Here is a 26,361-nt window from a genome sequence, read left to right on the forward strand (position 1 = left end):
CCTAATTTTATATTTTACATTTCTTCTAAAGTTTTAATTCCAAGAAGATTTAAGCCCTTTTCAAGTACATAAGCAGTTTTTTTACATAAAGCTAATTTTGATTCAAGATATTTTCCTTCAGCATTCAATACACGAACATTATTATAAAAAGAATTAAAAGTTTGTGCAAGTTCATATAAATAATCTGTTAATAAATTTGGTTTATAATTTTCTCCTGCTCTCATAACTGCATTAGGAAATTTTAATAAATTTTTGGCAAGATTTTTTTCATAATCATTTTCAAATATATATATTTCTTGTATATCATTTAAATCTGATTTTTTTATCAAAGAGTTTATTCTTGCATATGTATATTGTAAATAAGGAGATGAATTTGAATTGAATGAAAGCATTTTTTCCCAATCGAATATTATATCGCTTGTTCTATTTTGACTTAAATCGGCATATTTTACCGCTCCAACTCCTATTATTTCTGCTTTTTCTTTTAAATTTTCTTTATTAGAATTTCTTTCTAACAATATTTTTTCAGCTTCTTGTGTGGCTTTGTCTAAAAGTTCTTTAAGTTTTATAACATTTCCTTTTCTTGTTGAAAAAACTCCATCTACAAATCTCATCAATCCAAAATATACATGATCTTTTTTTTCATTCCAACCAAGATTGTCAGCTATTGTAAATACTTGTTTAAAATGAGTTTGTTGTCTTTGATCTGTTACATATATCAATCTATTTATATCATAATTTTCTCTTCTGAACTTTATACATGCGAGATCTGAAGTAGTATATAAGAAACTTCCATTTGATTTTCTAACTATACAATTTGGAAGATTATCATCATCAAAACTCACAACTAAAGCGCCATCATCTTCAAAAGCTATATTTTTTTCTATGAGATCTTTTACAACATCTTTCATTATATTGTGATAAAAAGATTCTCCATAATAAGTATCAAAGTCTATATCCATTCTTTTATATATCTTTTCATAATCTTTTAAAGATACTTCTATGAATTCTTTCCAAAGTTTAGTATTTCTTTCATCACCACTTTGTAATTTTCTTTGTTCTTCTCTGGCAATTTCAATTAAATCTACGTTTTTTTCTGATTCTTGGGTGAATTTTACATAAATTCTTTCAAGTTCATCGATTGGATTTTGTTTATAATTTTCTTTATCTAGCCATCTATCATATCCGACGATTAAAGAACCAAATTGAGTTCCCCAATCTCCAAGATGATTGTCTCCTATAACAGTATAACCTAAATATCTATAAATTCTTTTTATAGCGTCTCCTATAACAGTGCTTCTAAGATGTCCTATATGCATTGGTTTTGCGATATTAGGAGATGAATAATCTATTATAACATTTCCCTTAGTATTTAAATCGAATTCAATTTCTTCATTACCAAGTTTTTTTAATTGTTCTCCCACAAAATCATCACTTATAAATATATTTATAAAACCAGGACCAGCAATTTCAACCTTTGTTATTAAATCACTTTGTGGAAAATTTTCAAGTATTTCTTCTGCAATTTTTCTAGGGGCTTTTTTTAATGTTTTTGCATTTATCATTGCAAAATTTGTTTGAAAATCTCCAAAATTGGAGTTATTTGTCTCCTGTATAAATAAAGAATTTGATATTTCTTCATTATATAAATTTATAAGGTGATCTTTTATTATTTCGTATAAATATTTTTCTGTTAACTTCATTTTAAAACCTCCACTATTTTTCTTTTATCAAATATGAATAATTTTTTGATTCATCGCTTTTTTCATCCAAAAAATATAAATTATCTATTGAAATTTTTTTTAATTCTGTAAAAGAACTTACTTTATTTTTTATTATTTCGTTTATGAAAATACCTCGATATTTTTTTGAATTATGTCCAGATTTTTTTATAATATTATTTTTCTGTTCATAAAAATCTATTTTAAAAGTGTTACATTTTTTTTGATCATACATATTCCTATGTGTATTTGTAAGTAAATCTATTATTAATTCTTTTTTTTGTAAAGAAATCAAGTAATTTGTTATTATATTTTTCCAGTATATATCTATTTTTTTAAAGTTTGGTAGAGTTGTATTAGATTTTAATTTATAATTAGGTATGAAATCTTTTGGCGATAAAAGACCAAAAAGACCTGAAAATATTATAACATTTTCATCATAAAAGTCTGTTTGCTTTACATTAAAATTTTTATAATCTATATATTTGAACATAGTTCCAGTGTACAACTCTTTTGATCGTATACATTCAGAATTTTTTATGTTCATATTAGATTTTAATGCTATGTCAAGATTTTCTCCTTTAACAGAGAGGATTTTTTCGATTTCAGATTTTTTTAATTTATTCATATTTTCTAAATATCGAAAGATTAAATCTCTGTGTTCTTCGAGAAAATAAAAAGTATTTTTACTCCGGATATTGGAGTAAATTATATTGGTGTTAATATTTGTATTTTTTCCTTCTGAGGGGGGTATAAGGATTTTCATGGGTTTCTTCCTCCCTTTATATAATATCATAAAAGCCTGCCTTTATGGCAGGCTTATTGATTTTCATATTATAAATGTATTATATCAATCATTTGTTTATACATTATAAATATTAAGTAAAAAAGTATTTATTCCTTTTCTGTTATGAATTTACTATTATTATTTATTAAAGCTGGAATATTAATTATCATATCTTTTTTTAATCCTAAGTTTATATTTTTCGAAATAGAAATTTTTTCTCCGCTTTCATCTTCATATTCTACTATTATTTTATGATTTGGACCTGAGACAACTACTTTTTTTCTTTTTCTTTTAGCAATATCTATAAAATCTTGATCATTAATTTTAAATTTAGCTGTATTTATATTTAAATATTCTTCGTTTTCTATGATTATTGTCTTATTATCTATAAATATTTCATGTTGTTTTCCACTTAAGTATAGAAAGAAAGAAAATAGTATTATTAATATTATTAAAGATAATCTTATTAAAGTTCTTCTTTTTTTTGTAGTCATTTTAGTCCCCCTTAATTATTATCTGAGGGAGAAGTATCTCCTCTGAATTCAAATCTTGCCCTTTCTTTATCTTTTTGTCTTCTCCAGGCATGTAAAGCTAATGAAATTGCAATTATACCATAAGATATGAAGACTCTAAAGAATTCTCCAAGCATAGCCGAACCTATAAGTTCTTTTCCAGCCCTTGGAGATACAACAAACATCATGTGAAATAGTATTATTCCAAGAAAAGCGTTTGGTATAGTAGCTTTTATAACTGACGCTCCCCCTATTAAAAGAGCTGCTATTGAAAACATACCTATTTGTTCATGAGAATTATAAGTATTCATAGTACCTATGTTTTGCAAAAAAAGTATTTGACCAAATGCTGCAAAAACAGTTGAAATTATTATTGATAATATTCTTGTTCTTTCAACAGCTATACCAGATGATCTTGCGACTTCCATATCCTGACCAACAGCTTTCATATCTTGTCCAAGTTTAGTTTTTCTAAACCATATTATAATAATACATAGTATTGCTATTACAACAAAAGTCATGATAGGTATTCTTATATTTCCTATATTTAAAGGTATTAAATCATCTAAAACTCTTCTTATACCATTTAAATCTATTGCATTTCTTATACCATAACCTCTTGGTAATAATATGTTTTTATTAGTTATTGGTATTATATTTCCCATTCCATATAAAACTATTATCTGATAAACTCCATTTATAAAAAAACCAAGTATATAAGAGGTTACAGTTTCTCTACCTTTTGCTCTGTTTAATATTATACCTCCAAGTATTCCTAATAATATAGCTATAGGGGTTGATATTATCATAGCTAAAAATAGCCCTGAAATTCCAACTATGCCCCAGTCAGTTATAAAAATTAAACCTATTTGACCGGCCATAGCTCCAAGAACTATTCCAAAATTTAATCCCATTCCTGCGATTACAGGAATTAAAAGAGATAAAACTAAAAAGGAATTTCGAGATAATCTTATTATCATTTCTTGTATTAAATATTCTGGAGAAAAACCAGATATTGGAATAGAAATTGCAGATAAAATTATAAATATTATTGGAACTGCATTACTTATAAAAAAATGAGATAATTTATCTTTTTTATTATCCATCAGCTATTCACCTTCTTTACTCTCGTTAATGCATACAATATCATGCCATTTGAAACTATTATTCTTATCGTTTCTGACATATCTGTTTGTATAATATTATTTATTACAGAAGGTGTCATTGTAAGTATACCTTGAAATAATATTGTACCTATTATTACATGGGTTATAGTTGCTTTATGAATAGATGCACCACCAAGTAATATTGCAGCAACAGCTGGAAATGCCATATAAAAAGGACCTTGGTATAATTGAATAAAACCAAATGTTTGTTCATAAACTATTATTCCTATTCCACCAAGAATTGTTGAAAATACCACTGATATTATTCTCATTTTATTTATGTTGATGCCTGAAGCTCTTGCATAATCAGGGTTTGATCCTACAGCACTCATTGCGGTTCCTGTTTTTGTTTTGAAAAACATCCATACAATTAAACACATCAATATAAAGAATAGTATGAGACCAGTTGGAATTGTTATATAATCGTTTATTTTTATTGGCAAAAAGTCATTTAATACATGATACCAATATTTTTCAACACTTATTGTAGTTCTCAACCCTTCACCACCATAAGCCCATATCATATCAGGACTCTTAAATGGCAATAATAACCACATCATAGACATAAAAGCAACTGAAGAAAATCCTACATACACTGAAACAGTCATTTCATCACCTTTTACTCTATTTAGAAGTATTCCATAACCTATTCCAAATATTAATGCAAATGGAATAGATATTATTATAGCCATTATGAAACCAGCGAATCCTGTTATACCTATTTCTATACTTATAACAGCCCCCAAAAGTCCAGCGATTATACCTAATGGAAGTCCAAAATTTAATCCACAACCAGACTGTATCATGGGTACCATAGCTAAAACAAGTACAGAATTCATACCAAATCTAATTAATGTATCAGATATGGATGTATCTAATCTTAGACCTACAAAAGGTGTAGCTATAAAGAAAGATAATAAAAATAAAGCTATTATTATCCTTGGCCAACCAGCTTTTTCAATAAAATTATTTATTTTATTCATACATTACTCACCTTCTTTGAATCGGTACTCACATTACCAACCATAAGTTCTCCAAAAGAAGCTATTGGATCTTTAGGAGAAAGTATACCTGCAATTTTTCCTTCATTTACTATTGAAATTCTGTCACATATAGATCTAAGTTCTTCTAGTTCAGAAGAAGCTATTATTATTGTTGTACCATATTCTTTATTGTATTTTTTTAAAGTATCTAACACTAATTGTTTAGCACCCACATCAATGCCTCTTGTAGGTTCTGATACAAATAATAAATCTGGTTTTAATGCAAATGATTTAGCAAGGCAAACTTTTTGTTGATTTCCACCAGAAAGTTCTTTTGCTTTTTGTTTCTCAGAAGTACACTTTATTTCTAATGAGTTTATATATTCATTTGCAATATTTTGTAGACTTTCATCATCTCGCCACTTCAATAATCCACCGAATAATTTTTTTATAAATTTTTCTTGAATATTCATGGCTGTAAACCCTATATTTAGATCTATAGGTTCATCTAATAATAAACCCACACCTCGTCTATCCTCTGATACAAAGGCAAGCCCTTTTTTTAAAGGTGTCAGAGCATCATTTAATTGAAGTTCCTGACCTCGAAATTCTACGTATCCACCAGCAGGATATAAACCCATTATTCCATTGGCTATTCCTAGTTTTCCTTGACCAGCAAGCCCTCCAATACCAAATATTTCACCTTCATATATTTCAAGTGAAACATCTCTAACAGTTTCACCAGGCATATCCACCCATAATTTTTTGGTTTTAAAAATAATATTTTCAAATTTTCTTTCTTCAATAGATTTTTTTTCTTTTTTTTCTAAACTTCTTCCGACCATCCATTCAGATATTTCATGAATACTTGTATCAGAAGGTGAGACTTCTTTTATTAATTCGCCGTCCCTTAAAACAACTATTTTATCTGATATATCAAGAATTTCTTTCAATCTATGAGATATAAAGATTATGGATATACCTTTTTTTGATAATTTTTTAATTGTTTTTAAGAGTATATCGGCTTCGGATTCTGTCAATACTGCTGTTGGTTCATCTAATACAAGAATTTTTGTATTTTTTCTATCTATTTCTCTGGCTATTTCTGTAAATTGCTTATGTCCAACTGGCATTTCATTTACAAGCATATTTATATCTACATTTACTTCGAGAGTTTTTATAGCTTTTTCAGCCCTTTTTTTCATTTTAGATCTATTTAGTGTTGAAAGTCTGTCTCCAAAAATATCAACCATAAAATTATATTTTGTATCTTCTCTATTAAATACTATATTTTCATAAGCTGTAAATCCAGGGATCAAAGAAAATTCTTGATGAACCATTCCTATTCCTGCATCTAAAGCATCAAAAGAAGAATTAAAATTAATTTCAGAACCATTTAAATAAATTTTTCCTCCATAACCACCAGTATCTTTTATTATATTAGAGCCAAATATTATATTCATCATAGTTGATTTACCAGCACCATTTTCTCCAACTAATCCTATTATTTCTCCCTGTTCAATGGTTAAATTAATATCATTGAGAACTTTATTCCCAAAGAAATCTTTAGAGATGTTCTCGAGTTTTAATAATGGAACTTTTTCATTCATCAAATTCACCTCTTTATCAAAATAATAAGGGAACTTAAGTTCCCTTATTATGAGTAAATAATTTATTTATTCTATTCCAAAATATTTATCTGGAACTTCTAAGCTTGTCATTCCTAAATAACCTTTACCGAAAACATATGTGTCTTGATAAACAAGTATGAAATTTTCTCTGTCAACTCCGTCGGCATCAACATAATAACTTCCGTTCCAACCTGCTCCAGGAGTATATTTCATGAATGATTTCATTACAGCGTCAAAATCTAATAATTCTTCTTTTTTATTTATTACATTGATTGCATGTTCTCCAAGTGCGGCTGTTGTTGTGAATCCAAATGAATATGCCCAAGTTCCCATTCTATTTTTTCCGCCTCTATCAACAACTTCTTTTTCAACTTTTTTAAGTATTGCAGGCCAATTACCTTTTTCATTATCCGTAAAAACTATACCTAATGCTCCGGGATAACCCATTGTTGGAGAAGGCAAATCAGCTTCTACAAAGAATCCACCTAATTCAGAAACTTTCTTTAAAAGAGGTTCTGTATGTGCATCATTTGTACAGAAGAAAGCTGTTTTATTCCCATATGCATCAAGCCATGCAGGAACTTTTTCTAATATAAATTGTTGAGCACCAGCTATACCTATATCACTTGTAGGATCAGGAGAGCCCATATCTATAAATTCCATTCCAAGATCTTTTGCAGCTTCTCTCATTATGTCTCTTCTTCTTGATAATAATTCATAACTCATATGCCTTGGAAAAGAAATATGCATGAATTTTTCGGCCCCAAGCATTTTTGCAGCCTTTACGATTAAATAACCTCTTGCAACATTGTCAGGCGTTACAGATAAATCTGCAGCATCTGCTATCATTCCAGGATCTTCATGAGGATTACCAGCGAGTAATATTATGTCAGGTCTTTTTTCTTTTATTCTTCTAAAAGCTTCAACTGTTCCTGGAACAGCTTGGTTTACAACTATTGCTTTCATTAAAGGATCATCTGAAAGCCCAACTATTTGAGCTATGGTAGTTTCCATTTCTTGCATAAAATTATCTGGATATGTAACATGCTGAATCATTCCACCATTTGCAACATCACCATATTCCTTTATCAATTGTTCTGCTCCTCTTAAATCATCTTCACTTTGAGAAACAGTTCCTGTTACAACCCCAATATGAAAGTTTGCCGAAAAACTAAATACCATAAAAGATAATAATAATATCAAACTTAATATCTTTTTCAATTGCCACACCCCCTTCAATTAAATATAATTTAATTGAATTATAACACAAAATAAATATAAATTAAAATTATGATTACTATTATTATAACAAATATGAAGAAAATATTTACAAATATTAATGTTTAATGAAAAATATTTCATTGTATATGTTTGATTTAATAAAATGTTAATAGGGGATTATAGAGAGACTTGAAAATAGTAGGTTATAGTTAATAATAAGTAAAGCTCGTTTTATAAAAAAACGAGCTTTTATTTTTTAGAAAGATTTTTCTTTTAACCATATATAAGTAAGAGTTTTTTCATATATTATTTTAAAATCATTATTTCTCAAAACTTTTTGTGAAGCTATATTTCCTTTTAATGTTTCTGCATATAAAACATATTGTTTAAAATTTGTAAAAAAATCATTTGAAAATAATTTCACTGATTCTGTCATTATTCCTTTATTCCAAAAATCTTTGTTTATTCCATATCCAAATTCATAACCTTTTTTTAAAGATTCATTTATAAATAGAATTCCTTTTAAACTTATACTACCTATTCTGACATTTTCTTTTTTATGATATATTTCATATCTTATATAATCTGAATAGTTTTTTTTACATATTTGAATATCTTTAAGTAGGGATTTCATAATTTTTTCGAATAAAATATTTTCTTGTTTTTTAAAAGGAAAAAATGAATTATTTAAATCAAATTTTTTTGGATTTTTAATTATTTCATGAAAATCTGAATATTCTAGTTTTAATAGGTTTATTTGGTTACCCTCTATTATTTTTATGTTTTTTGCCTCCTTTTTATTGTAATTTAGAAAAAAATCGTAACTTAATATTAACTAAAATTAATTAAATAATTTACAGTATGCTTTAATTAATTTCTCTTATATTATATAATATTTTGAATTTATTTTTAAAGGAGAGTGTATATTATGAAAAAACAAGAAGATTTTTTTCATTATATACTAAATTTTTATTTCGAAAATGGTTGTAACTGTGTATATTATACCGATATTATAAAAGAATTTTCAGATGTTGATATTAATACTGTTAAATGCTGGATTGAATTATTTTATAAAAAAGGTTTTATAAATTATGATTCTGATTTCAGCGGATTAAAAATTATTGTTGTTAAAAATAAAGCCATATATGAGTATGCAAAAAGGTTTAAAGAAGGTTTTGTATATGATATTTCTGTTTTAAAGAGTATGAAAGACAAGTTTGATTTTGAACTTTCATCTAAGTTTTTGCATGAAAAAACTGGAATTGATGTTAAAGTTATAAATTTATGGATTGAAAAAAATAAAAATGATAAAAATTTAGTATAAAAAACGGAGAATTATAAATTCTCCGTTTTTTTAAATCAAGTATTTGTTCATCCAATCTGTAATTTCTTTTAAACGTCTTATTCTATGTTTTGGTTTTCCTGAACGGCTTAACTCATGATTTTCTCCGTGAAATAAAACTAATTTTGAATCTGTTTCATTTACTTTTAAAGCTGTAAACATCTGAATTGCTTCTGCCATATAACATCTATAATCTTCATCAGATTGTATAAATAATGTAGGAGTTTTTGCTTTGTCTGCATATTTTAATGGTGATTGATTCCATAGTTTCATTATATCAGACCAAGGATTTGCATCTTGTTGATCTTGTACAAAATAATATCCAATATCGGTTGTCATAGATTTTGATATCCAATTTGATATACTTCTTTGAGAAGCAGCAGCTTTGAATCTATTAGTGTTTCCTATTATCCAGTTTGTCATGAAACCACCATAAGAACCGCCAGTTACACCTATACGATTTTGATCTATGAAATCATATTTTTTTATTATAGTATCTGTAAAATCCATAATATCTTCATAGTCTATCGTACCAAATTTTCCTCTTATGTCTGAAAATTCATTTCCTTTACCATCACTTCCACGAGGATTGCAAAAGAATACTACATACCCTTGATTTACCCAATATTGCATTTCATTATAAAATATATCAGAATATACAGTTTTTGGTCCTCCATGTATATCTAATATCGAAGGATATTTTTTATTTTCATCAAAATCTACAGGCTTTAATATCCAACCATCAATTTTTATATTTTCTTTGTTCAATTCTACTTTTTCTGGATGAGATAATTTTAATTCTTTTAATACCCAATCATTGAAATTTGTTAATTTTATATTTTGATTATATGTATATATTGATTGCAAAGATAGATCAGATTTTAATCCATAATATATAAAATCATTTTCTAAAATATCGAATCCATCTACAGTTCCTTTTATATCAGTTATTTGTTTTACATCTCCATTTAAATCGACACTGAATATATTGCTATAATATCCAACAGTTGAAACAAAGTATAATTTTTTGTCTTTAACTCTTGGTCCATTCGTTGATCCTAATCTACAATCTGTTCCGACAGAATTCCACATCGATTGATCTAATTCGGGTGTTATACATTTTAGTTGATCATTTCTCAGATCATAAGAATAAAATTTCATATTTTCATTTATACCATATTTTTTCATATTTGAACCTGAAAATATTAAAGTATTTTCGTCTATAAAATATGCATATGCTATGCTTAGTTTTTCATTTAATTTTAATTTTTTTGATTCTTCTGTTTTTAAATCATATATATAAATTTCTTCATTTAAAGGCATCTTATGTTCATATTCATTTGATATAAAAACTATTTTTTCATTTTTTATATCATAATGAGATATATTTTTTTCTTTACCTGATATATTTTTTATTTTTTTAGTTTCTATATCATACAGATTTAAAGTATTCCTCTTTTTTGAAACATATCCATTACCATTTGACCAAAATGGAATTTCTTCAAATACTTCATAATCTTTTTCTTCTTCTAATTGATCTTTTGATAGATTGTCTTTGTAATTATCATTGATCGATGTAAAAATTATTTTGTTTTCTTGTAATATTTTATATGAACTTATATTTTGGTCAATAGTTATAAATTTTTCGGCTTCACCACCATTTATATTTATTTTGTATAAATGTGTAGATTTTTCTTCTTTTTCATCTTTATTTCTTTGGGATATGAATATTAATTCATTTTTATTTAACCATTTTAAATTCATATCTTTTCCGCTATTAGTTAATTTGATTATATTTTTTTGTTCTAAATTACCAAGGTAAATATTTTTTTCATAACAATTATCTTTTAGATTTGCTTTTGATAATACAAATGCAAAATTTTCTTTGTTTGCAGATGTTTCTAAGTTTGATATATAAGAATAATCAGTAAAATCATCAATCTTTATATTTCTCAATTTTATCACCCCTTGATTAGTTTGTTTGGTTAACTATATTATATATTATTTTTTATAATATTTAAAATTGATGATCATTTTTTGTTTTAATTTGTTTAGAATTTTTTTCTTTGAATATTTTTGTATTTGTCAATGTCTTTTTAATTGTATAATATTAATAAATGTGAGGTGATTTTATGAAAGTTATAAAAGATAAACAAAAAATGAATCAGTACATTGAAGAGTTCAAAATTCAAAATATTTTCAGTAAAGATATTACTGAATTTATGGATTTAGTTAAGTATGAAAAAGGCGAAGTTATTTGTATGACAAATATTGAAATGGAGTATTTTTATTTATTTGTTGAAGGAAAAGTTAAAATATATACATTATTGGAAAATGGGAAATCTCTTTTATTAAGATTTTATGAACCATTGAAATTTATAGGGGATTTAGAGTATACTTATTCAAATAGAATTGCAAAAACTAATGTGGAATCTATGATGGATAGTTATTTAATAAGAATTAGTTATGAAAATATAGATAAGTATTGTTTTGATGATAGTATTTTTTTGAGAAACATATGTAATTCTTTGGCTTATAAATTAGATTTTTTATCTAATTCAAGTTCTATAAATCTTCTTTATTCTGTAGAAAAAAGATTGGCAGCATATTTAGTTTCTGTAACTGAAGAAGAGTCAAGATTTATACAAGAGATGCAAACTAAAAAAATTACAGAGCTTGCAGATTTACTTGGAACAAGTTATAGACATTTGAATAGAGTTATAAAAAAACTTTCTGAAATAGGAGTTATAAAAAGAGAAGATAATTTTATAAAAATTATAGATAGAGTTTATTTAGAGGGATTAGCAGGAGATATATATAAATAAAATCAAACATGTTATAATTAATTTAAAAGGAGGTGAATGATGTTTAAAAGAATATTCTTCTTTATTTCTTTTTTTTTAATCATGGGCTTTTCTTTTTCTGAGGATTTGAATATTCTAATATTAAATTCATATCATTCTGGATATAAATGGTCAGATGATATAACAAAATTTTTAGTTGATTATAATTTAAAGAATGATTATAATTATTTTATAGAGTATATGGATACAAAACATCATTATGAAGATGATTTTTTTGTACATTTAAAAGAATTTTTTTCTGAAAAATATAAAAATACAAAATTTGATTATATATTCTCTATAGACGATAATGCATTGAAGTTTCTTAGAGTTTTTGGTGAAGATATATTTGGAAATATTCCCATAATTTTTTGTGGTGTAAATAATTATAAGAATATAGATTTTTCTGAACTCAAAAATTATTATGGAATTTTTGAAGATATAGATATGAAAAATAATTTAAAACTTATAAAGGATATGTATTCAAATTTAAATTCTTTATATATAATAAATGATAATAAAAGTGCAACTGGAATTATTTTGAAAGAAGAAATTCTAAAAGAGATTGAATTTTTTGATTTTAAAGAAATTAATTTTATTGAGAATGAAAATTTTAAAGATATATTTGATTTTGTCAAAAGTATTGATAAAAATTCTGCAATTTTTTTAATGGTTTATTTCGTGGATAAACAAGGTAAGTATATGGATCCTGTAGAATTTTCTAAAAGATTGGCTTCTGATAGTAAAGTACCTGTTTTTGTTCCATGGGATTTTTATTTGAATACTGGAGTGATTGGTGGTAAAGTTTTGAGTGGACAATCTCAAGCTGAAGAAATGATAAAAATATTTGAAAATTTGAGAAGACAAAAAGAATTAAAAGAACATTTGTATCAACCCCATCAAAAATTTATTTTTGATAATTATATTCTCAATAAATTTAATATAAACAGAAAATATTTACCTTCAAATTATGAATTAATAAACAAATCAGAATCTTTTTTTATAAAATATAAATATTTCATTATTTTGAATTTAATAATATTTTTGATTTTATTTCTTTTAATTTTTTATCTGAGATCAAGACTTTTAATAAAGAAAAAATATATAAAAAAATTAAAAAAACAAGAAGAAAAATTAAATGCTTCTTATGAAGAACTTGAAGCTTTAAATGAAACACTTGAAGAATCATATAATGAAAATGAAACTCTATTAAATAATCTTAAAGTTTTAATAGATTTTTCTATTCATAACTTTTCTAATTTAGATACTTTTCTAAAAGAAGTTTTTACAAAGATGAAATTTTTGATGCCAGAGGCCGATAATGGCGGGGTTCTTTTGTTTGAAGAAGATAAAATAAACATAGTAGAAAAATCTAATTATACTGATGAAATGCTTGAAAATTTTGATTTTAATGTAGAACAGTTCTATAATATGAGTAAAGTCTTTATTAAAGAGTATGATAAACCATTAATTTTTTCAGATTCTAAAGATGAAATAAAAGTGTATAAAACTATGAATATTTCTATAAGGACAGAAAAAAAACTTTATGGAGTTATGATCTTTGATATATGCTCTGAAAATATGAATTTTTCAAATGAATCTATTAGATTTGCAAGATATTTTAATAAAATTATGTTCAATTATCTAACTATTATGGAAAAAAACAAGGAAATTTTTGATTCATATGTAGATTTTAGTAATAAGCTTGCGATAATAGCAGAATCTTATGATCAAGAGATGGCGAATCATATATATAGAATTGGTGAACTTGCATATTTTATAGCAAAGAAGATGGATTTGAATTCGGATTTTTGTGAAAAGATAAAGATTTTTGCACCTCTTCATGATATAGGTAAAATTTTTGTGGATAAGAATATTCTAACCAAAAAAGAAAGTTTAACTACTGATGAATGGGAGGATATGAAGAAACATACATTATATTCTTCTTATTTGTTATCTGGAAATTCTAATTTTAAAATAGCTTATAATATAGCTTTATATCATCATGAAAAATTTGATGGTACTGGTTATCCATCAGGATTATTAGGTAATGATATTCCCATTGAAGCTCAAATAGTTAGCGTTGTTGATGTATATGATGCTTTGAGAAGCAAAAGATCTTATAAATCAGATTTTTCGCATGAAAAAACTATGGAAATAATTTTTAAAGGAGATGGAAGAACCTCTCCCAATCATTTTAATCCAGAAATTTTAAAGGTGTTAAAAGAAAATTCTGATGAAATTAAACAATTATGGTTCGATTTGTGAAAAACAAAAAAATTTTAAAGAAAATTTTAAAGAATAATATTATAATGTTTATGTGAAAAAAATTAATTACATGATAAGGAGATAAATATGTCAGTTAAAGTTATTACAGATAGTACCTCTTATATCCCTAAAAATATGGTAGAAGAATTAAGTATAGGGATAATTCCTCTTAGAGTTTCATTCGATGAAGAAACTTTTGTTGAAAATGAGATTACAAATGATTTTTTTTATAAAAAATTAGATGAAAAAGGAGAAATTCCAATTTCTTCACAGCCATCTATTGATTTTTTTTATAATATGTTTGAAAAAGAAATAAAAATAGGTAATGAAATAGTTGGAGTTTTTATTTCAGCTGATATGAGTGGAACTTTTTCAACAGCTGTAATGGTTAAAAATATGATTTTAAAAGAATATCCAAAGGCTAAAATAAAAATTTTAAATTCTAAGTCCAATAGTATGCAATTGGGTTATGCGGCTATAGAAGGGGCAAGAATTTCTAAGGCTGGTGGGGCTTTTAATGATGTTGTTGAGACTATTGAGAATACAATAAAAAGAACCCGATTCCTTTTTATACCTGATACATTTAAATACTTAAAAAAAGGAGGAAGAATAGGTTCAGCTCAGGCACTTTTAGGATCTTTACTTAAAATAAAACCTATTTTAACTGTAAATGATGGAAAAACAGATGTTATGGAAAAAATAAGAACAAGAAAAAAAAGCAATTGAAAAGATGATAGATGTATTTTTAAAGGATATAGAACAATATGGATTTAAAGATGCAATAATTCATCATATAAATTGTGATAATGATGCACAAGAATTCGCAGATTTAATAAAAGAACAAACAGGTAAGATAATAGATAAAATTCCTATAGGCCCAGTTATAGGAACTCATGTTGGGCCAGGTGCCATAGGTATAGTTTATTTAACAGAAAATGATATGATATAAATAAAAAATAGTGTGATTAAAAATCACACTATTTTTTGGTGGCGAGGAAGAGATTCGAACTCTTGACACTACGGGTATGAGCCGTATGCTCTAGCCAACTGAGCTACCTCGCCAAAAAAATATGGTAGCGGGGGAAGGATTTGAACCTACGACCTTCGGGTTATGAGCCCGACGAGCTACCAGACTGCTCCACCCCGCACCAAGTAAAGGTACTTTGGAATTTTAAAAGATGGTGCCGAGGGTCGGACTCGAACCGACACGAGCGAAATGCCCAATGGATTTTAAGTCCACAGCGTCTACCTATTCCGCCACCCCGGCATCTTTCATTCATTCCGTAAAGAATTTTATCATAAATATGATAAGTTGTCAAGAGGGTATTGTTAAGAAAGTATTTTTTTTATATGTTGATATAAATAATAATTATAAATAATAAATTAATGAGCTTCTTATTATTGATATATTTTTAAGAAAATGGATTCTATAAAAGTCATTTTTTTTTGTTATAATCGTTTAAAATTAATATAAAAGGTGGTTTGGGATGTGAGAAAATATTTTATTATATTATTTGTTATTTTAATATCTTTCATTGGAATTTCAGGTATTATTTATCAACCTCCGGCTGATTTATATTTTGAAGAAACAGAACATTTTAAGTTTATATTTGAAAAAGACTTAAAAAATTTTTTTTATGAATTAAAAGATTTTTCAGAGTATATTTACTCTGAATATTCTGATTTTTACGGAGTTAGTCCAGAAAAAATAAAAGTTTATATTCTTGATGATGTTGATTATACGAATTCATTTGCCAATGGAGCTTATAATTTTATAAGGCTTTATATAAATCCTCCTCAAGATAGCATAGGTCTTGGTGATAATGTAACTGATTGGCTTAAATTTGTTTTTACTCATGAACTTAATCATGTTTTTTATGGAAACTTAATAGAAGATCCTATTTTAAAAATTATTCCTTCAGACACAATAAAAAAATTAATTGGGGGATTATTTATACCAAGTTATATGCATGAAGGTGTATCCATATATATGGAAAGCAAGTATTTTAATGGGAGATATAGAGATGATATTTTTAATATGTATCTAAAACAAGAAGTTTTAAGTAAAGATTATCCAAGGTATTATTATGGAGGTGGAGCAAATATTGATATTTATTCACCAGCAGGTTTTAATTATATGTATGGGGCTTTGATTACTAAAAATATTTATATAAAATATGGGGAAGAAGTTTTAAAACTCATAATAAAAGACTTAAATTCGAGTGTTTTGAATACCATAAGTGAATCATTTGAAGATATTACAGGAGATAATTGGAATGAATTTCTATTCGATATAAAAAAGTCTTATAAAAATTTGGAAATAGAGTTGAAAAATAAGGGATATAATGATAAATATTATGAATTAGAAGGACCAAAATATAATACTGGAAATATTAAAGCCAGTGAAGATCATATATACTATTTTAAAAATCAAAAAAATGATATAAAAGGTCTTTATAAAGATGATATTTTAATAAAAAAGAATATAAGTAATTTTGATGTTTCTAAAAACGATTCTTTGATCTATACTGTTGGAAATAAAAATGATAATTATGTATATAGTTTATATTTTGATTGTAATTGTCCAAAGGGAGATAGATTTATAGATGATAGGGTTATATCATTTTCTTTTGTTGGAGAAAATAATATTGTCTATTCTAAGCTCAATAAAGGACAATCAGCTTTAATATTATATGATATTAAAAATAAAAAGAAGAAAGTTTTAAAAGATTATTCTAATATTGTTTTTAATTATATAGAATCATATGAAAATAAACTATATATAAGCATGAATATAAATAATATCAGTGATATTTATATGTATGATTTATTAGAAGAAAAATTTATTAAAATAACAGATGATGAATATAAAGAATTGAATCTATTTGCATATGAAAATTATCTTTATTATTCTTCTAATAAAGAAGATGGAATATATAATATTTATCGTATGGATTTGAATGATTTTAAAACTTATAAATTGACAAACAGTATAAGTGGAGCTTTCAATCCAATTATTTATGATAATAAAATTTATTATTTAGTTTATGAATATGATGGTTATCATATTGCATATAAAAACTTAAATGATTTCGATTATAATATTTTTTATCAGCATTATTTAAAAGATTATGAATTTGAGATGGAATTTGAAAGTTTGGATTTAGAAAATAAAGAATTAAATAAATATTATGAATTACCTAAATTTTCTGTTTTTCCATATTTAGAATATGAAAAAAGTGAAGATAAAACTTTTTATGGAATAGATTTAGGTTTTATGTCAGAAGCAATGAATTATTCTGGCGATTTTATTCTTTTATATGATTTTGATGAGTCTTTTAAATTTGATTCGATGATACAATTTGATTTTTATACTCATAATAAGGTATATTTTAATTATTATAAAGGATATAATTATGGGTTTAATATTTCTGATGATTATGAATTTTACAATGGATTGAATAAATTTTTATTTATTCCTGAAATAGGAATAGATTTTTTTGATTATAATTTTAATAAAGTATCATTAAAAAATAATTTAATCATAGATCCATATTCTATAAACCATTGGAATATATATACAGTGGGATTTTTTAGTTTATTTGAATATGATAAAACTTTAAAATATAGTTTAGCAATTGATAAACCATTTATTTTATATGACATCAAATTAGATCCTTTGATTGGATATAGAACAATAGGGGATTATAATGAATTATTTTTTGGTGGAAGTGTAGAAAAAGATTTATTGAGTTTAAATTGGAGTATTTTTGATGGTAAGTTTAGATTGGATAAAATAATTTTGGGTGGTAGTTTTGATTATGGAACATTTAGCAAGTTGGATTATAAAATATATTTGAAATTTAATTCAGCTTTATTTTATTGGATAGATTTAGATATACCTTTTGTGTATCCATGGTAATAAAAAAACGGAATTGAATTTGAATTCAATTCCGTTTGTTATTATTTTTTTTATTCCATTCGCCAATAATCGATTTTCTTCTGAAAGAAGGGATTAGAACAACTGTGAATATCCAAGTTAAAACTATACCAAATACCATAGTCCAAGCAAAAGCTTTTAAAAAATCTCCTTCAGATATTTGAAAACTTCCAAAAGTTAAGGCTGAAGTCAAGAAAGATAAAGTTACAGACTTTAATGTATGCCAATAATGTATTTTATCTTCATCTATTGAATGAAATAAATGTATAAATCCATCAGCACCTATACCAAATACAAGTGGGAAGGTCATTAGAGTTACAAAGGTTGTTTCTATTCCAAAAAAATATCCAATACCAAATGATGCGGCTGATGCTGCAAATAGTCCAACAAATGCTTCAAAAGCTTCACCAATTTTTTTTCTTGAAATTAAAGTTAATAACCAAATAGAAGCAAAAGATACTATCATTGGAATTATGAATTTTTGTTTTACCATTGTCATTATTTTGAACATTGCTTTTGAAAGTCCAACAACTCTTTCTTGAGATTCTGGATTTAGTTCATCAAATAAAAGTTTTATACCATTATCTTTCCATAGTTCTATAGATGTATAAACATTTAAAATCATATATTTTTCATTATTTTTTTCGAATATAAAATTGCTTTTTACTGTTTCTGGAAGTATTTCAGATATGTTCAATGAAAATTGATATAGATCTTTCGATTTTGAAGCTATATTTATAAGATCAAGACTGTTATTATACATGTTATATTTTTTTAAAAGAGATACAACTATAGGATTTTTTACTATTTGTGAATATTCATTTATTTTTGATTTTAAGTCAGAAAAGTTTCCTATTTGGGATTTTATCATATCTGGTAAACTTTCAACTTTATCTACAAGCCCCGTAGATAAAAGATCTGCAGATATTTTATCGAAATTTTCATCTATTCTCATAATATATTTAGTAGATTTAAAGGTATTTGTCCCAAAAGCTTCTGATATTTTTTCTCCAACTATTATAGATTCTGATTTTTCAGATATCATGCCTGGTGGAGTGTATGAAAAATTTATAATATTCATTATTCCGAATCCTATTAAAACTACTATTATTGGAATTATAATATAACTTATGACATTTCCATGTTTTGGAATTCTGTACCCTAATTTTTTAAATAATCTGTTTATATATATGATGAAGTTACTGACTTTTATTTTATCTCTTATCAGATATATTACAGCTGGAACAAAAAATACCATCATAAAAAAGAAAATCAATAATCCATATGAACTCATCAAACCCATTTCTGTGAAAGCTGGTAATCCCATCAATGTCAAAGATAGAAATACTACAACAGTAGTTAAAACGCCAAATAATAAGGGTATAAAAGTATTTTTATATGTTATAAATAATGCTTGTTCAAAATCGTTCCTATTTTTATATTCATTTATTAATACAGTAACTATATGAATTCCATAATCTATACCAAGTCCGAGAGTTATTGCTATTACAAAAGTTGTTATTATATTTAAATTTGTAAAAAGTAATTGAGAAACTCCCATAGTCATAACCATTGATATTATTAGAGAAACAAAGACTACTATGGTTGTATAAATACTTCCAAAAGCTATTATAAATACTGTTATTATTAAAATAACAGATAATATAGTCGTTTTGCTAAAATCATTTGAAATCGCTTTATTTGATTCATATTGAGTTACATAAGCATTGGTTAATCCAATTTCTATATCATATTTTTTTTCTAATTGATCACTTTGTTTTTTTATTTTTTGAACTATATAACTAGCATAATCAAGATCTGTAACTGGCTTTGTAAATGTAGAACCCATTATCATAACTTTTTTATCTGGAGATAAGGCATAGTAAGAGCTTATTTCTGTTGTTGCATTATTATTAGATAAATTAGATTCAAGTTGATATACATTTTCTATTGCAGTATTTAAATATTCTATAGTTTTAAAATCGTATGGATTTGCAGATTTTGCAGCTTCAAAAAAATCATTAATACTTGAAGAAATCGTTTCAAGTATATCAGTATCTCCTAAATAAACTAATCCAAATGAAAGTAAAAATGATAGATCAGTTTCTGTAAAATTATTAAATGTAGGTTCGTTTTGCATAAAATCATAAAAATCTAAAGCTATTTTTTCGGGGTCAGAATTTTCATTTAAAAAGAAACTCGTTATCATTATATCTGAACTTGATAATTCTTTTTGTTCATAATTATATTCTTGTATTATAGGAGAATCTTGAGGTATTATTTTTAACAAATCGGAATCTATACCAATTTTCGTGGCTAAAAAAGAACTTATAGCAGTTAAAACAGCTACAATTATTATTATAATTTTAGAGTTTTTTATAACAAAGTTTGTCATCTTTTCATAAAAATTTTTATTCATAAATACCACCAAACTATAAAAATATCAAAAATAGATCCTATTAACAATGAATAATAGTATTTTTGAGATATATCAAATTTTATTTTTATAAAAAAAACCCATAAAATAGATATTATCAAAAAATATTTGTTGATTATTCCAAATATCAAAGGTGAAACCATAGAAATATGAGAATAATATTTAAACTTATTTTCAAAAGCATATCTTAAGCCGGTACTTAAATAACTCAAACTCATAATAAAAATGATATTTTCTAAAAAAAGTGAGTTTAAAGGAGAAAGCTGATAAATAAAAAATATTATCAGCGGTATAAAAAAACTTTCTTTAGTATTTTCTGATATTCGTTTAGGTTGAAATAATGTATCGAATATTATTATTGGAATATTTTGTAAATGCATATTATTCACCTTTAAAGTTTATGAACTCTAATTTATAGAATGTGTTCAAACCATTTTCTTTTAAAGCTTTTATTAGTTCGACAACATTTTTATATTCAAGTAATTTTTCATCGAGTATTATACTTCCATACTCTTCTAAAGCACTTAATGTAACCTGATTAAAAGAATATCCTCTATAATCTTCATAAGATAAGAAAAAATATCTTGTTTTTAAAAAATCGTACTCGAAATCGTTAAAATCATCTTTGTTCAATATATAAATTTTAGGTATCATTTTAAGTCTTATATTTTTTGTATAAAGCTGATAATAAGGAAGTTTCATTCCAAATAAATCATATTCGGACTTTTTTTCTTTATAATCATTATCTACAGCTAATATTATACTTTTTATATCTTCATAATTATTTTTTGAAAAAGGACTTAAATACAAAACAGAATTGATTGGATCATATTTTATGTCTCCAACATATATGTCAGTATCCATAAGACCTGAAGTAAACTGGGAAACAGAAAATATGTTTCCCATTGAATTAAATTCATTTATCAAATTTTCTTTTTTATGGTATATTACAGGAGTTTTTTCTATATTTATTTTTTCAATTGAATTATCTAAAAAAATATAATTTAAAATAAGGGTTAAAGGAAAAATCACTATGAATATGACTAAAACCCAACCATATAGTTTCAATTATTTTCTCCCCTAATTTTTTTTATTAATTCCTCTAAAGCTGTTTTTACTTGAATATCATTTATATCTACGGTTATATTATTAGTAGTTTCATTTAAGATTTCATCTATTTCTTTATCTGAGGTATCTGTAATAGATACAACATCTTTAACTTTTGCTTTTACTTCTATTTGAGGCTTTATACCTTTTAGATGAATATCCTCACCATTTGGAGTGAAATAATGTCCAATAGGAAGCCACACTTCTCCACCATTTGAAAATTCTATAGGCCTTTGAACAGCAGCTTTACCAAAGGTTGTTTCTCCTATTATAACTCCTTTTTTGCTATCTCTGAGAGCTCCTGTAAGTATTTCTGAAGCAGATGCAGAACCGCCGTTTACAAGAACAACTATTGGAATATTTTCAAACATATTGAAGTATTTTCCAGGTTCTGGAGTTATTATTTCTTGCTGACCATTATAATATTTTACAGAAACTATTTCTCCTTTTTTTATGAACATCGAAGCAATATCTATTACAACATTTAAATAACCACCAGGATTATTTCTCAAATCGAGTACAAAACCGTTTATTTTATTTTCTGATATTTTATTCAATGCTTCATCCATCTCGAAAGCACTTTTTTCGCCAAATTCAGTGAGTCTTAAATAAGCAATATTATTATTTTCATAATTTAAAAATGTATATTTAACAGTTTTAGTTTCTATAAGTTCTCTTTTTATTTCAATTATTTTTGACTCTTCCCAACCCTGTCTAAAGAGTTCTATTTCTAACGTTGTTCCAGGTTTTCCTCTCATTAGATCAACAGATTCATAATATCCTAAAGATTCAACTGAAGAACCATTTACACTTATTATATAATCTTTTGGTAGTATTCCTGCTCTTTCGGCAGGACTATTATGCATAGGTGCTACGACAACTATAGATTTTGTTTTTGGATCATATTTTACTTTTATTCCAAGTCCACCGTATTCTCCAGATTCATTTATATTATTTTCTTTGGTTGTTCTCGCATCAAAATACCAAGCAAAAGGATCATTCAATCCCTCTACAAGACCATTTAGTGTAGAATCAAGTATTTTATCATAATCAACATCATCTTTTTCATAGTATAAATTATCTATATAATATAATAATTTTACGATAGGAGTTTGAAAATCTTCAGTATATATTTGTTCTATTTCTCTTGCATCATTTTTAGCTCCGAATACCCAAGAAGATATTAATAAAATACTTATCAATAAAAGTATAAAAATTCTTTTATTTTTATGACTCATTTATAAAAAACTCCTTTCAATTTAGATATTTTTTAATTTTGAAATATTAGCTATTAGATCATCTAGTATTTTTTCATTTTGTGTTTTCTCATATTCTAATATGCAACCTTTTGTATATTGTTTAACTATTTGTTCTGCTGTTTTTTCTAAAGCACCTGTTATTGCAGAAAGTTGGGTTAAAACTTCTGAACATTGTCTATCTTCTTCAACCATCTTTTGAAGACCTCTAACTTGACCTTCTATTCTTTTTAGACGGTTTATTATATTTTTTTGGCTCATATTCTCTCCCTTCCTATTTAAATATCTACTTAATTATAACATAAAATTTAAATCAAAAGATTTAAAATAATTGAAGCTATTCATTTTTAAGTTTTTTTTAAGTCGAATGAATAATATATCTATATAGATATATTATGGAGAAGATAATATGGCTAAACTTCCTTTTTTAAAATTCTTAATGATTCAATATTTGATAGAAAATGGAGAGATAACTGGATATTCTTTTATAAAGTTTTGTAAAAGAAAGGATATTCCTGTTTCTTCTGGAACTGTATATCCACATTTAAAAACTTTATCTGATAATGGTATAATAGATTTTAAAATTTATAAAAATAAAAAAATATATAGTTTTACAGATTATGGTAAAGAATATTCAAAAGAAATGTATAAAAAATATGTTAATTTAAAAAAAGAGGTAAAAAAAATAGACATGTTTTTTACGAACATTCCAAGTAATTATCCTGAAAATATAAAAACAGAATTTAATATATTATATAGTCTTTACAATTGTACAGATTATTATGATATAAAAGATTTAAAAAAAATAAAAGAAAAACTTTTGAATATATTGGATATAATAGATGCTGAAATTGAAAAAGATAAATAATTTTATTTTTTTATAATAGATAAAAATGATACAATTAATATATGCATTGACTTTTAAATTTTTCTGTAATATAAAAATTATAAAATATATAAAAGTTATAAGAATATTCGTTCAAAGGAGGGTAATATGGATAAAAAACCTAAAAGAAGTTTAGGGCCTATATTTGTTTATTTAATATTGTTTGCAATAATAGTTTTTAGTATAAGCAGATTAAATGCCCCATCCAATAAAGAGATAGGATATACAGAACTTTTAAAGCAAATCGATAAAGGACAGATAATAAGACTGGAAATTGAAGACAGTGGTTTAGTTAGGGCTAAAACTAAAACAGGAGACATTCTCCAAGCTTATGCACCTACCTTGTTACAGGATGAAGCATATACAAGAGCCCTTGTAAATGAAGGGATACAGATAAAATATATAAGGAGCACTGGATCGAGTTGGTGGGTAAGTCTTTTGATATATATGGCACCAATTTTAATAATGATACTTTTTTGGGTATGGCTTTTCAAAGGTGTCGGCTCAAGAGGAGGCGGTGGAGCTCCTGGAATGAACTTTAAAAAAAGTCCGGCAAGAAAATTTGATCCCAAAAAAGCTAAAATAGGATTTAAAGATGTTGCTGGAATAGATGAAGCAAGAGAGGAACTTGAAGATATAGTAACTTTTCTTAAGAATCCTCAAGAATTTAATACTCTCGGAGCGAGAATGCCAAAAGGTGTCCTTCTAGTAGGACAACCTGGAACAGGAAAAACTCTTATAGCAAGAGCTGTTGCAGGTGAAGCTGGTGTACCTTTCTTTTATATAAGTGGTTCTGATTTTGTTGAGTTATTTGTCGGTGTTGGAGCATCACGTGTTAGAGAAATGTTTAATCAAGCAAAAGCTGAAGCTCCAGCAATAATATTTATAGATGAAATCGATGCTGTTGGTAGACAAAGAGGTGCCGGACTTGGTGGCGGACATGATGAAAGAGAACAAACTTTAAACTCTTTACTTGTTGAAATGGATGGATTTGATCCTAAAGCAGGAATTATAGTTATGGCTGCAACAAATAGACCAGATATACTTGATAAAGCACTTTTAAGACCTGGAAGATTTGACAAAAAAGTTGTTATAGATGCTCCAGATTTAAAAGGAAGAGAAGAAATACTAAAAGTTCATATGAAAGGTAAAAAAATATCTAAAGATGTTGATCCGGAAGTACTTGCAAGAGGTACTCCTGGATTTGTTGGAGCTGATTTAGAAAACTTGATCAATGAATCTGCTTTACTTGCAGCAAGAAATAAAAGAGAATTTATAACTATGGAAGATTGTTCAGAAGCAATTGAAAGAGTTATTGCAGGACCAGAAAGAAGATCCAGAAAACTTTCTGATAAAGAAAAGAAAATAGTAACTTATCATGAACTTGGTCATGCGATGTTAGGATATTTATTGCCAAATTCAGATCCAGTTCATAAGATCACCATAGTCCCAAGAGGTCATGCTGCTTTAGGTTATACATTACAATTACCATTAGAAGAAAAATTTTTAATGAGTGAAGAAGAGCTAAAAGATAGGATAATCACTCTTTTAGGTGGTAGAGCTTCTGAAGATATAATTTTTAATGAAATAACTTCTGGTGCTGGTAATGATTTAAAAAGAGCCACAGAAATAGTTAAAAAGATGGTCACTCAGCTTGGAATGAGTAAAAAGATAGGACCTATTGCATGGGGAGAAGAAGAAGGCGAAGTCTTTCTTGGAAGAGAATTAACTAAAATGAAGAATTATTCTCAAGATACTGCAAAAGAGATAGATAATGAAATAAAAAACTTAATAATAGAAAGTTATGAAAGAGCAAAAAATATACTTGGTGAAAATAAGCAGAGATTAGATCTATTGGCAGCATATTTGTATGGAAAAGAAACTATAGATGGAGAAGAATTTAAAAAATTGATGGAAATGGATATAGATGATTTAAATAAAAAAATAATCGATGATGAAAATATAAAAATAAAAATATTAGATGTAAAAGCGTAAATGAATATAATCAGTACATTGAACTTTGTTTCAATGCACTTTTATTTTTTTTTAAGTGACTTGATTTATCATTGATAAAATGATATAATAAAAAAGTGTTATATATAACTATAACACAATAACAAATTCAATATTGAATATATGATGAATTTATTAGATTTTGCTTGATTTTTTCACATAATAAATAATATAATCTAATAAGCACTTATAACTTACAAAAATGTAAGTTAATTATCTTTGTAGTAAGGTATAAAAATAGAATTTTA

General features: G+C 25.8%; 20 protein-coding genes, 3 tRNA genes and 1 pseudogene. 7 read left to right on the top strand and 17 right to left on the bottom strand.

Going from position 1 to position 26,361, the window contains the following annotated elements; translation table 11 throughout:
- Window positions 1–14: 14 nt before the first annotated feature.
- The 8 genes from argS to PWP28_RS01030 all read right to left on the bottom strand — a co-directional run bounded on the left by argS (window position 15) and on the right by PWP28_RS01030 (window position 8,655).
- Complete coding sequence (gene argS, locus PWP28_RS00995; RefSeq protein ID WP_109604268.1) at window positions 15–1,703, bottom strand: arginine--tRNA ligase; 1,689 nt, start codon at window positions 1,701–1,703, stop codon at window positions 15–17.
- A 13-nt stretch (window positions 1,704–1,716) separates the two neighbouring features.
- Window positions 1,717–2,487, bottom strand: a complete 771-nt coding sequence (locus tag PWP28_RS01000; protein WP_308644066.1) for a YaaA family protein — start codon at window positions 2,485–2,487, stop codon at window positions 1,717–1,719.
- 128 nt (window positions 2,488–2,615) lie between these two features.
- The gene (locus tag PWP28_RS01005; protein WP_308644067.1) at window positions 2,616–3,002 is read right to left on the bottom strand and encodes a DUF6672 family protein; all 387 of its coding nucleotides are present in this window, start codon (window positions 3,000–3,002) and stop codon (window positions 2,616–2,618) included.
- Window positions 3,003–3,013: 11 nt separating this feature from the next.
- On the bottom strand, window positions 3,014–4,126 hold the full coding sequence (locus PWP28_RS01010) for an ABC transporter permease (protein WP_305081798.1): 1,113 nt from the start codon (window positions 4,124–4,126) through the stop codon (window positions 3,014–3,016).
- A complete protein-coding gene (locus PWP28_RS01015) occupies window positions 4,126–5,169 on the bottom strand; it encodes an ABC transporter (RefSeq protein WP_109604272.1) in 1,044 nt (347 codons plus the stop codon). The genes PWP28_RS01010 and PWP28_RS01015 overlap by 1 nt, the downstream gene beginning before the upstream one ends.
- Window positions 5,166–6,779 carry a sugar ABC transporter ATP-binding protein gene (locus PWP28_RS01020; RefSeq protein WP_308644068.1) on the bottom strand — a complete coding sequence of 538 codons (1,614 nt, stop codon included), beginning with the start codon at window positions 6,777–6,779 and terminating at the stop codon, window positions 5,166–5,168. Before PWP28_RS01020 ends, PWP28_RS01015 begins: the two co-directional genes overlap by 4 nt.
- 66 nt (window positions 6,780–6,845) lie before the next feature.
- Window positions 6,846–7,982: a DUF3798 domain-containing protein gene (locus PWP28_RS01025; protein WP_109604293.1), complete on the bottom strand. Its 1,137-nt coding sequence runs from the start codon at window positions 7,980–7,982 to the stop codon at window positions 6,846–6,848.
- A 295-nt stretch (window positions 7,983–8,277) separates the two neighbouring features.
- Window positions 8,278–8,655: a GNAT family N-acetyltransferase gene (locus PWP28_RS01030; RefSeq protein WP_305081797.1), complete on the bottom strand. Its 378-nt coding sequence runs from the start codon at window positions 8,653–8,655 to the stop codon at window positions 8,278–8,280.
- 294 nt (window positions 8,656–8,949) lie between these two features.
- On the opposite strand from PWP28_RS01030, the gene PWP28_RS01035 reads away from it, so the two are divergent.
- A complete protein-coding gene (locus tag PWP28_RS01035; protein ID WP_109604275.1) occupies window positions 8,950–9,345 on the top strand; it encodes a hypothetical protein in 396 nt (131 codons plus the stop codon).
- 30 nt (window positions 9,346–9,375) lie between these two features.
- On the opposite strand, the gene PWP28_RS01040 is transcribed toward PWP28_RS01035, so the two are convergent.
- On the bottom strand, window positions 9,376–11,319 hold the full coding sequence (locus tag PWP28_RS01040) for a S9 family peptidase (protein ID WP_109604276.1): 1,944 nt from the start codon (window positions 11,317–11,319) through the stop codon (window positions 9,376–9,378).
- Window positions 11,320–11,495: 176 nt separating this feature from the next.
- Between PWP28_RS01040 and PWP28_RS01045 the strand changes: the two genes are divergently transcribed.
- From PWP28_RS01045 to PWP28_RS01055, 3 genes and pseudogenes are all read left to right on the top strand, one after another.
- Window positions 11,496–12,188 (top strand): Crp/Fnr family transcriptional regulator, encoded by a 693-nt coding sequence (locus PWP28_RS01045; protein WP_264149710.1) that lies wholly within the window; start codon window positions 11,496–11,498, stop codon window positions 12,186–12,188.
- 39 nt (window positions 12,189–12,227) lie between these two features.
- On the top strand, window positions 12,228–14,474 hold the full coding sequence (locus PWP28_RS01050) for an HD domain-containing phosphohydrolase (protein ID WP_158274905.1): 2,247 nt from the start codon (window positions 12,228–12,230) through the stop codon (window positions 14,472–14,474).
- Window positions 14,475–14,561: 87 nt separating this feature from the next.
- Window positions 14,562–15,423, top strand: a pseudogene (locus PWP28_RS01055) (DegV family protein).
- A gap of 36 nt (window positions 15,424–15,459) precedes the next feature.
- Here PWP28_RS01055 and PWP28_RS01065 read toward each other — a convergent pair.
- The 3 genes from PWP28_RS01065 to PWP28_RS01075 form a co-directional block, all read right to left on the bottom strand.
- Window positions 15,460–15,536, bottom strand: a tRNA-Met gene (locus PWP28_RS01065).
- 9 nt (window positions 15,537–15,545) lie between these two features.
- A tRNA-Met gene (locus PWP28_RS01070) sits at window positions 15,546–15,622 on the bottom strand.
- Window positions 15,623–15,653: 31 nt separating this feature from the next.
- Window positions 15,654–15,741 (bottom strand) — tRNA-Leu (locus PWP28_RS01075).
- A 222-nt stretch (window positions 15,742–15,963) separates the two neighbouring features.
- On the opposite strand from PWP28_RS01075, the gene PWP28_RS01080 reads away from it, so the two are divergent.
- Entirely contained in the window at window positions 15,964–18,396 is a 2,433-nt protein-coding gene (locus PWP28_RS01080) for a hypothetical protein (RefSeq protein ID WP_308644071.1), read from the top strand.
- 25 nt (window positions 18,397–18,421) lie between these two features.
- On the opposite strand, the gene PWP28_RS01085 is transcribed toward PWP28_RS01080, so the two are convergent.
- Genes PWP28_RS01085 through PWP28_RS01105 form a run of 5 tightly spaced genes read right to left on the bottom strand, consistent with a single transcriptional unit; the run spans window position 18,422 to window position 23,475 of the window.
- Entirely contained in the window at window positions 18,422–20,833 is a 2,412-nt protein-coding gene (locus tag PWP28_RS01085) for an RND family transporter (protein WP_109606273.1), read from the bottom strand.
- Window positions 20,830–21,231, bottom strand: a complete 402-nt coding sequence (locus tag PWP28_RS01090; protein WP_109606275.1) for a hypothetical protein — start codon at window positions 21,229–21,231, stop codon at window positions 20,830–20,832. The genes PWP28_RS01085 and PWP28_RS01090 overlap by 4 nt, the downstream gene beginning before the upstream one ends.
- Before the next feature lies 1 nt (window position 21,232).
- Entirely contained in the window at window positions 21,233–21,919 is a 687-nt protein-coding gene (locus PWP28_RS01095) for a hypothetical protein (protein ID WP_308644072.1), read from the bottom strand.
- On the bottom strand, window positions 21,916–23,196 hold the full coding sequence (locus PWP28_RS01100) for a S41 family peptidase (RefSeq protein ID WP_305081791.1): 1,281 nt from the start codon (window positions 23,194–23,196) through the stop codon (window positions 21,916–21,918). Before PWP28_RS01100 ends, PWP28_RS01095 begins: the two co-directional genes overlap by 4 nt.
- Before the next feature lie 21 nt (window positions 23,197–23,217).
- Window positions 23,218–23,475 (bottom strand): metal-sensitive transcriptional regulator, encoded by a 258-nt coding sequence (locus PWP28_RS01105; RefSeq protein WP_109606281.1) that lies wholly within the window; start codon window positions 23,473–23,475, stop codon window positions 23,218–23,220.
- A gap of 148 nt (window positions 23,476–23,623) precedes the next feature.
- On the opposite strand from PWP28_RS01105, the gene PWP28_RS01110 reads away from it, so the two are divergent.
- Together PWP28_RS01110 and ftsH are read left to right on the top strand one after the other, a co-directional pair.
- Complete coding sequence (locus PWP28_RS01110; RefSeq protein ID WP_109606283.1) at window positions 23,624–24,082, top strand: PadR family transcriptional regulator; 459 nt, start codon at window positions 23,624–23,626, stop codon at window positions 24,080–24,082.
- A 126-nt stretch (window positions 24,083–24,208) separates the two neighbouring features.
- Complete coding sequence (ftsH, locus tag PWP28_RS01115) at window positions 24,209–26,095, top strand: ATP-dependent zinc metalloprotease FtsH (RefSeq protein ID WP_264149716.1); 1,887 nt, start codon at window positions 24,209–24,211, stop codon at window positions 26,093–26,095.
- Window positions 26,096–26,361 lie beyond the last annotated feature (266 nt).

The sequence above is a fragment of the Oceanotoga sp. genome, from assembly GCF_030445905.1.
GTDB classification, from domain to species: domain Bacteria; phylum Thermotogota; class Thermotogae; order Petrotogales; family Petrotogaceae; genus Oceanotoga; species Oceanotoga teriensis.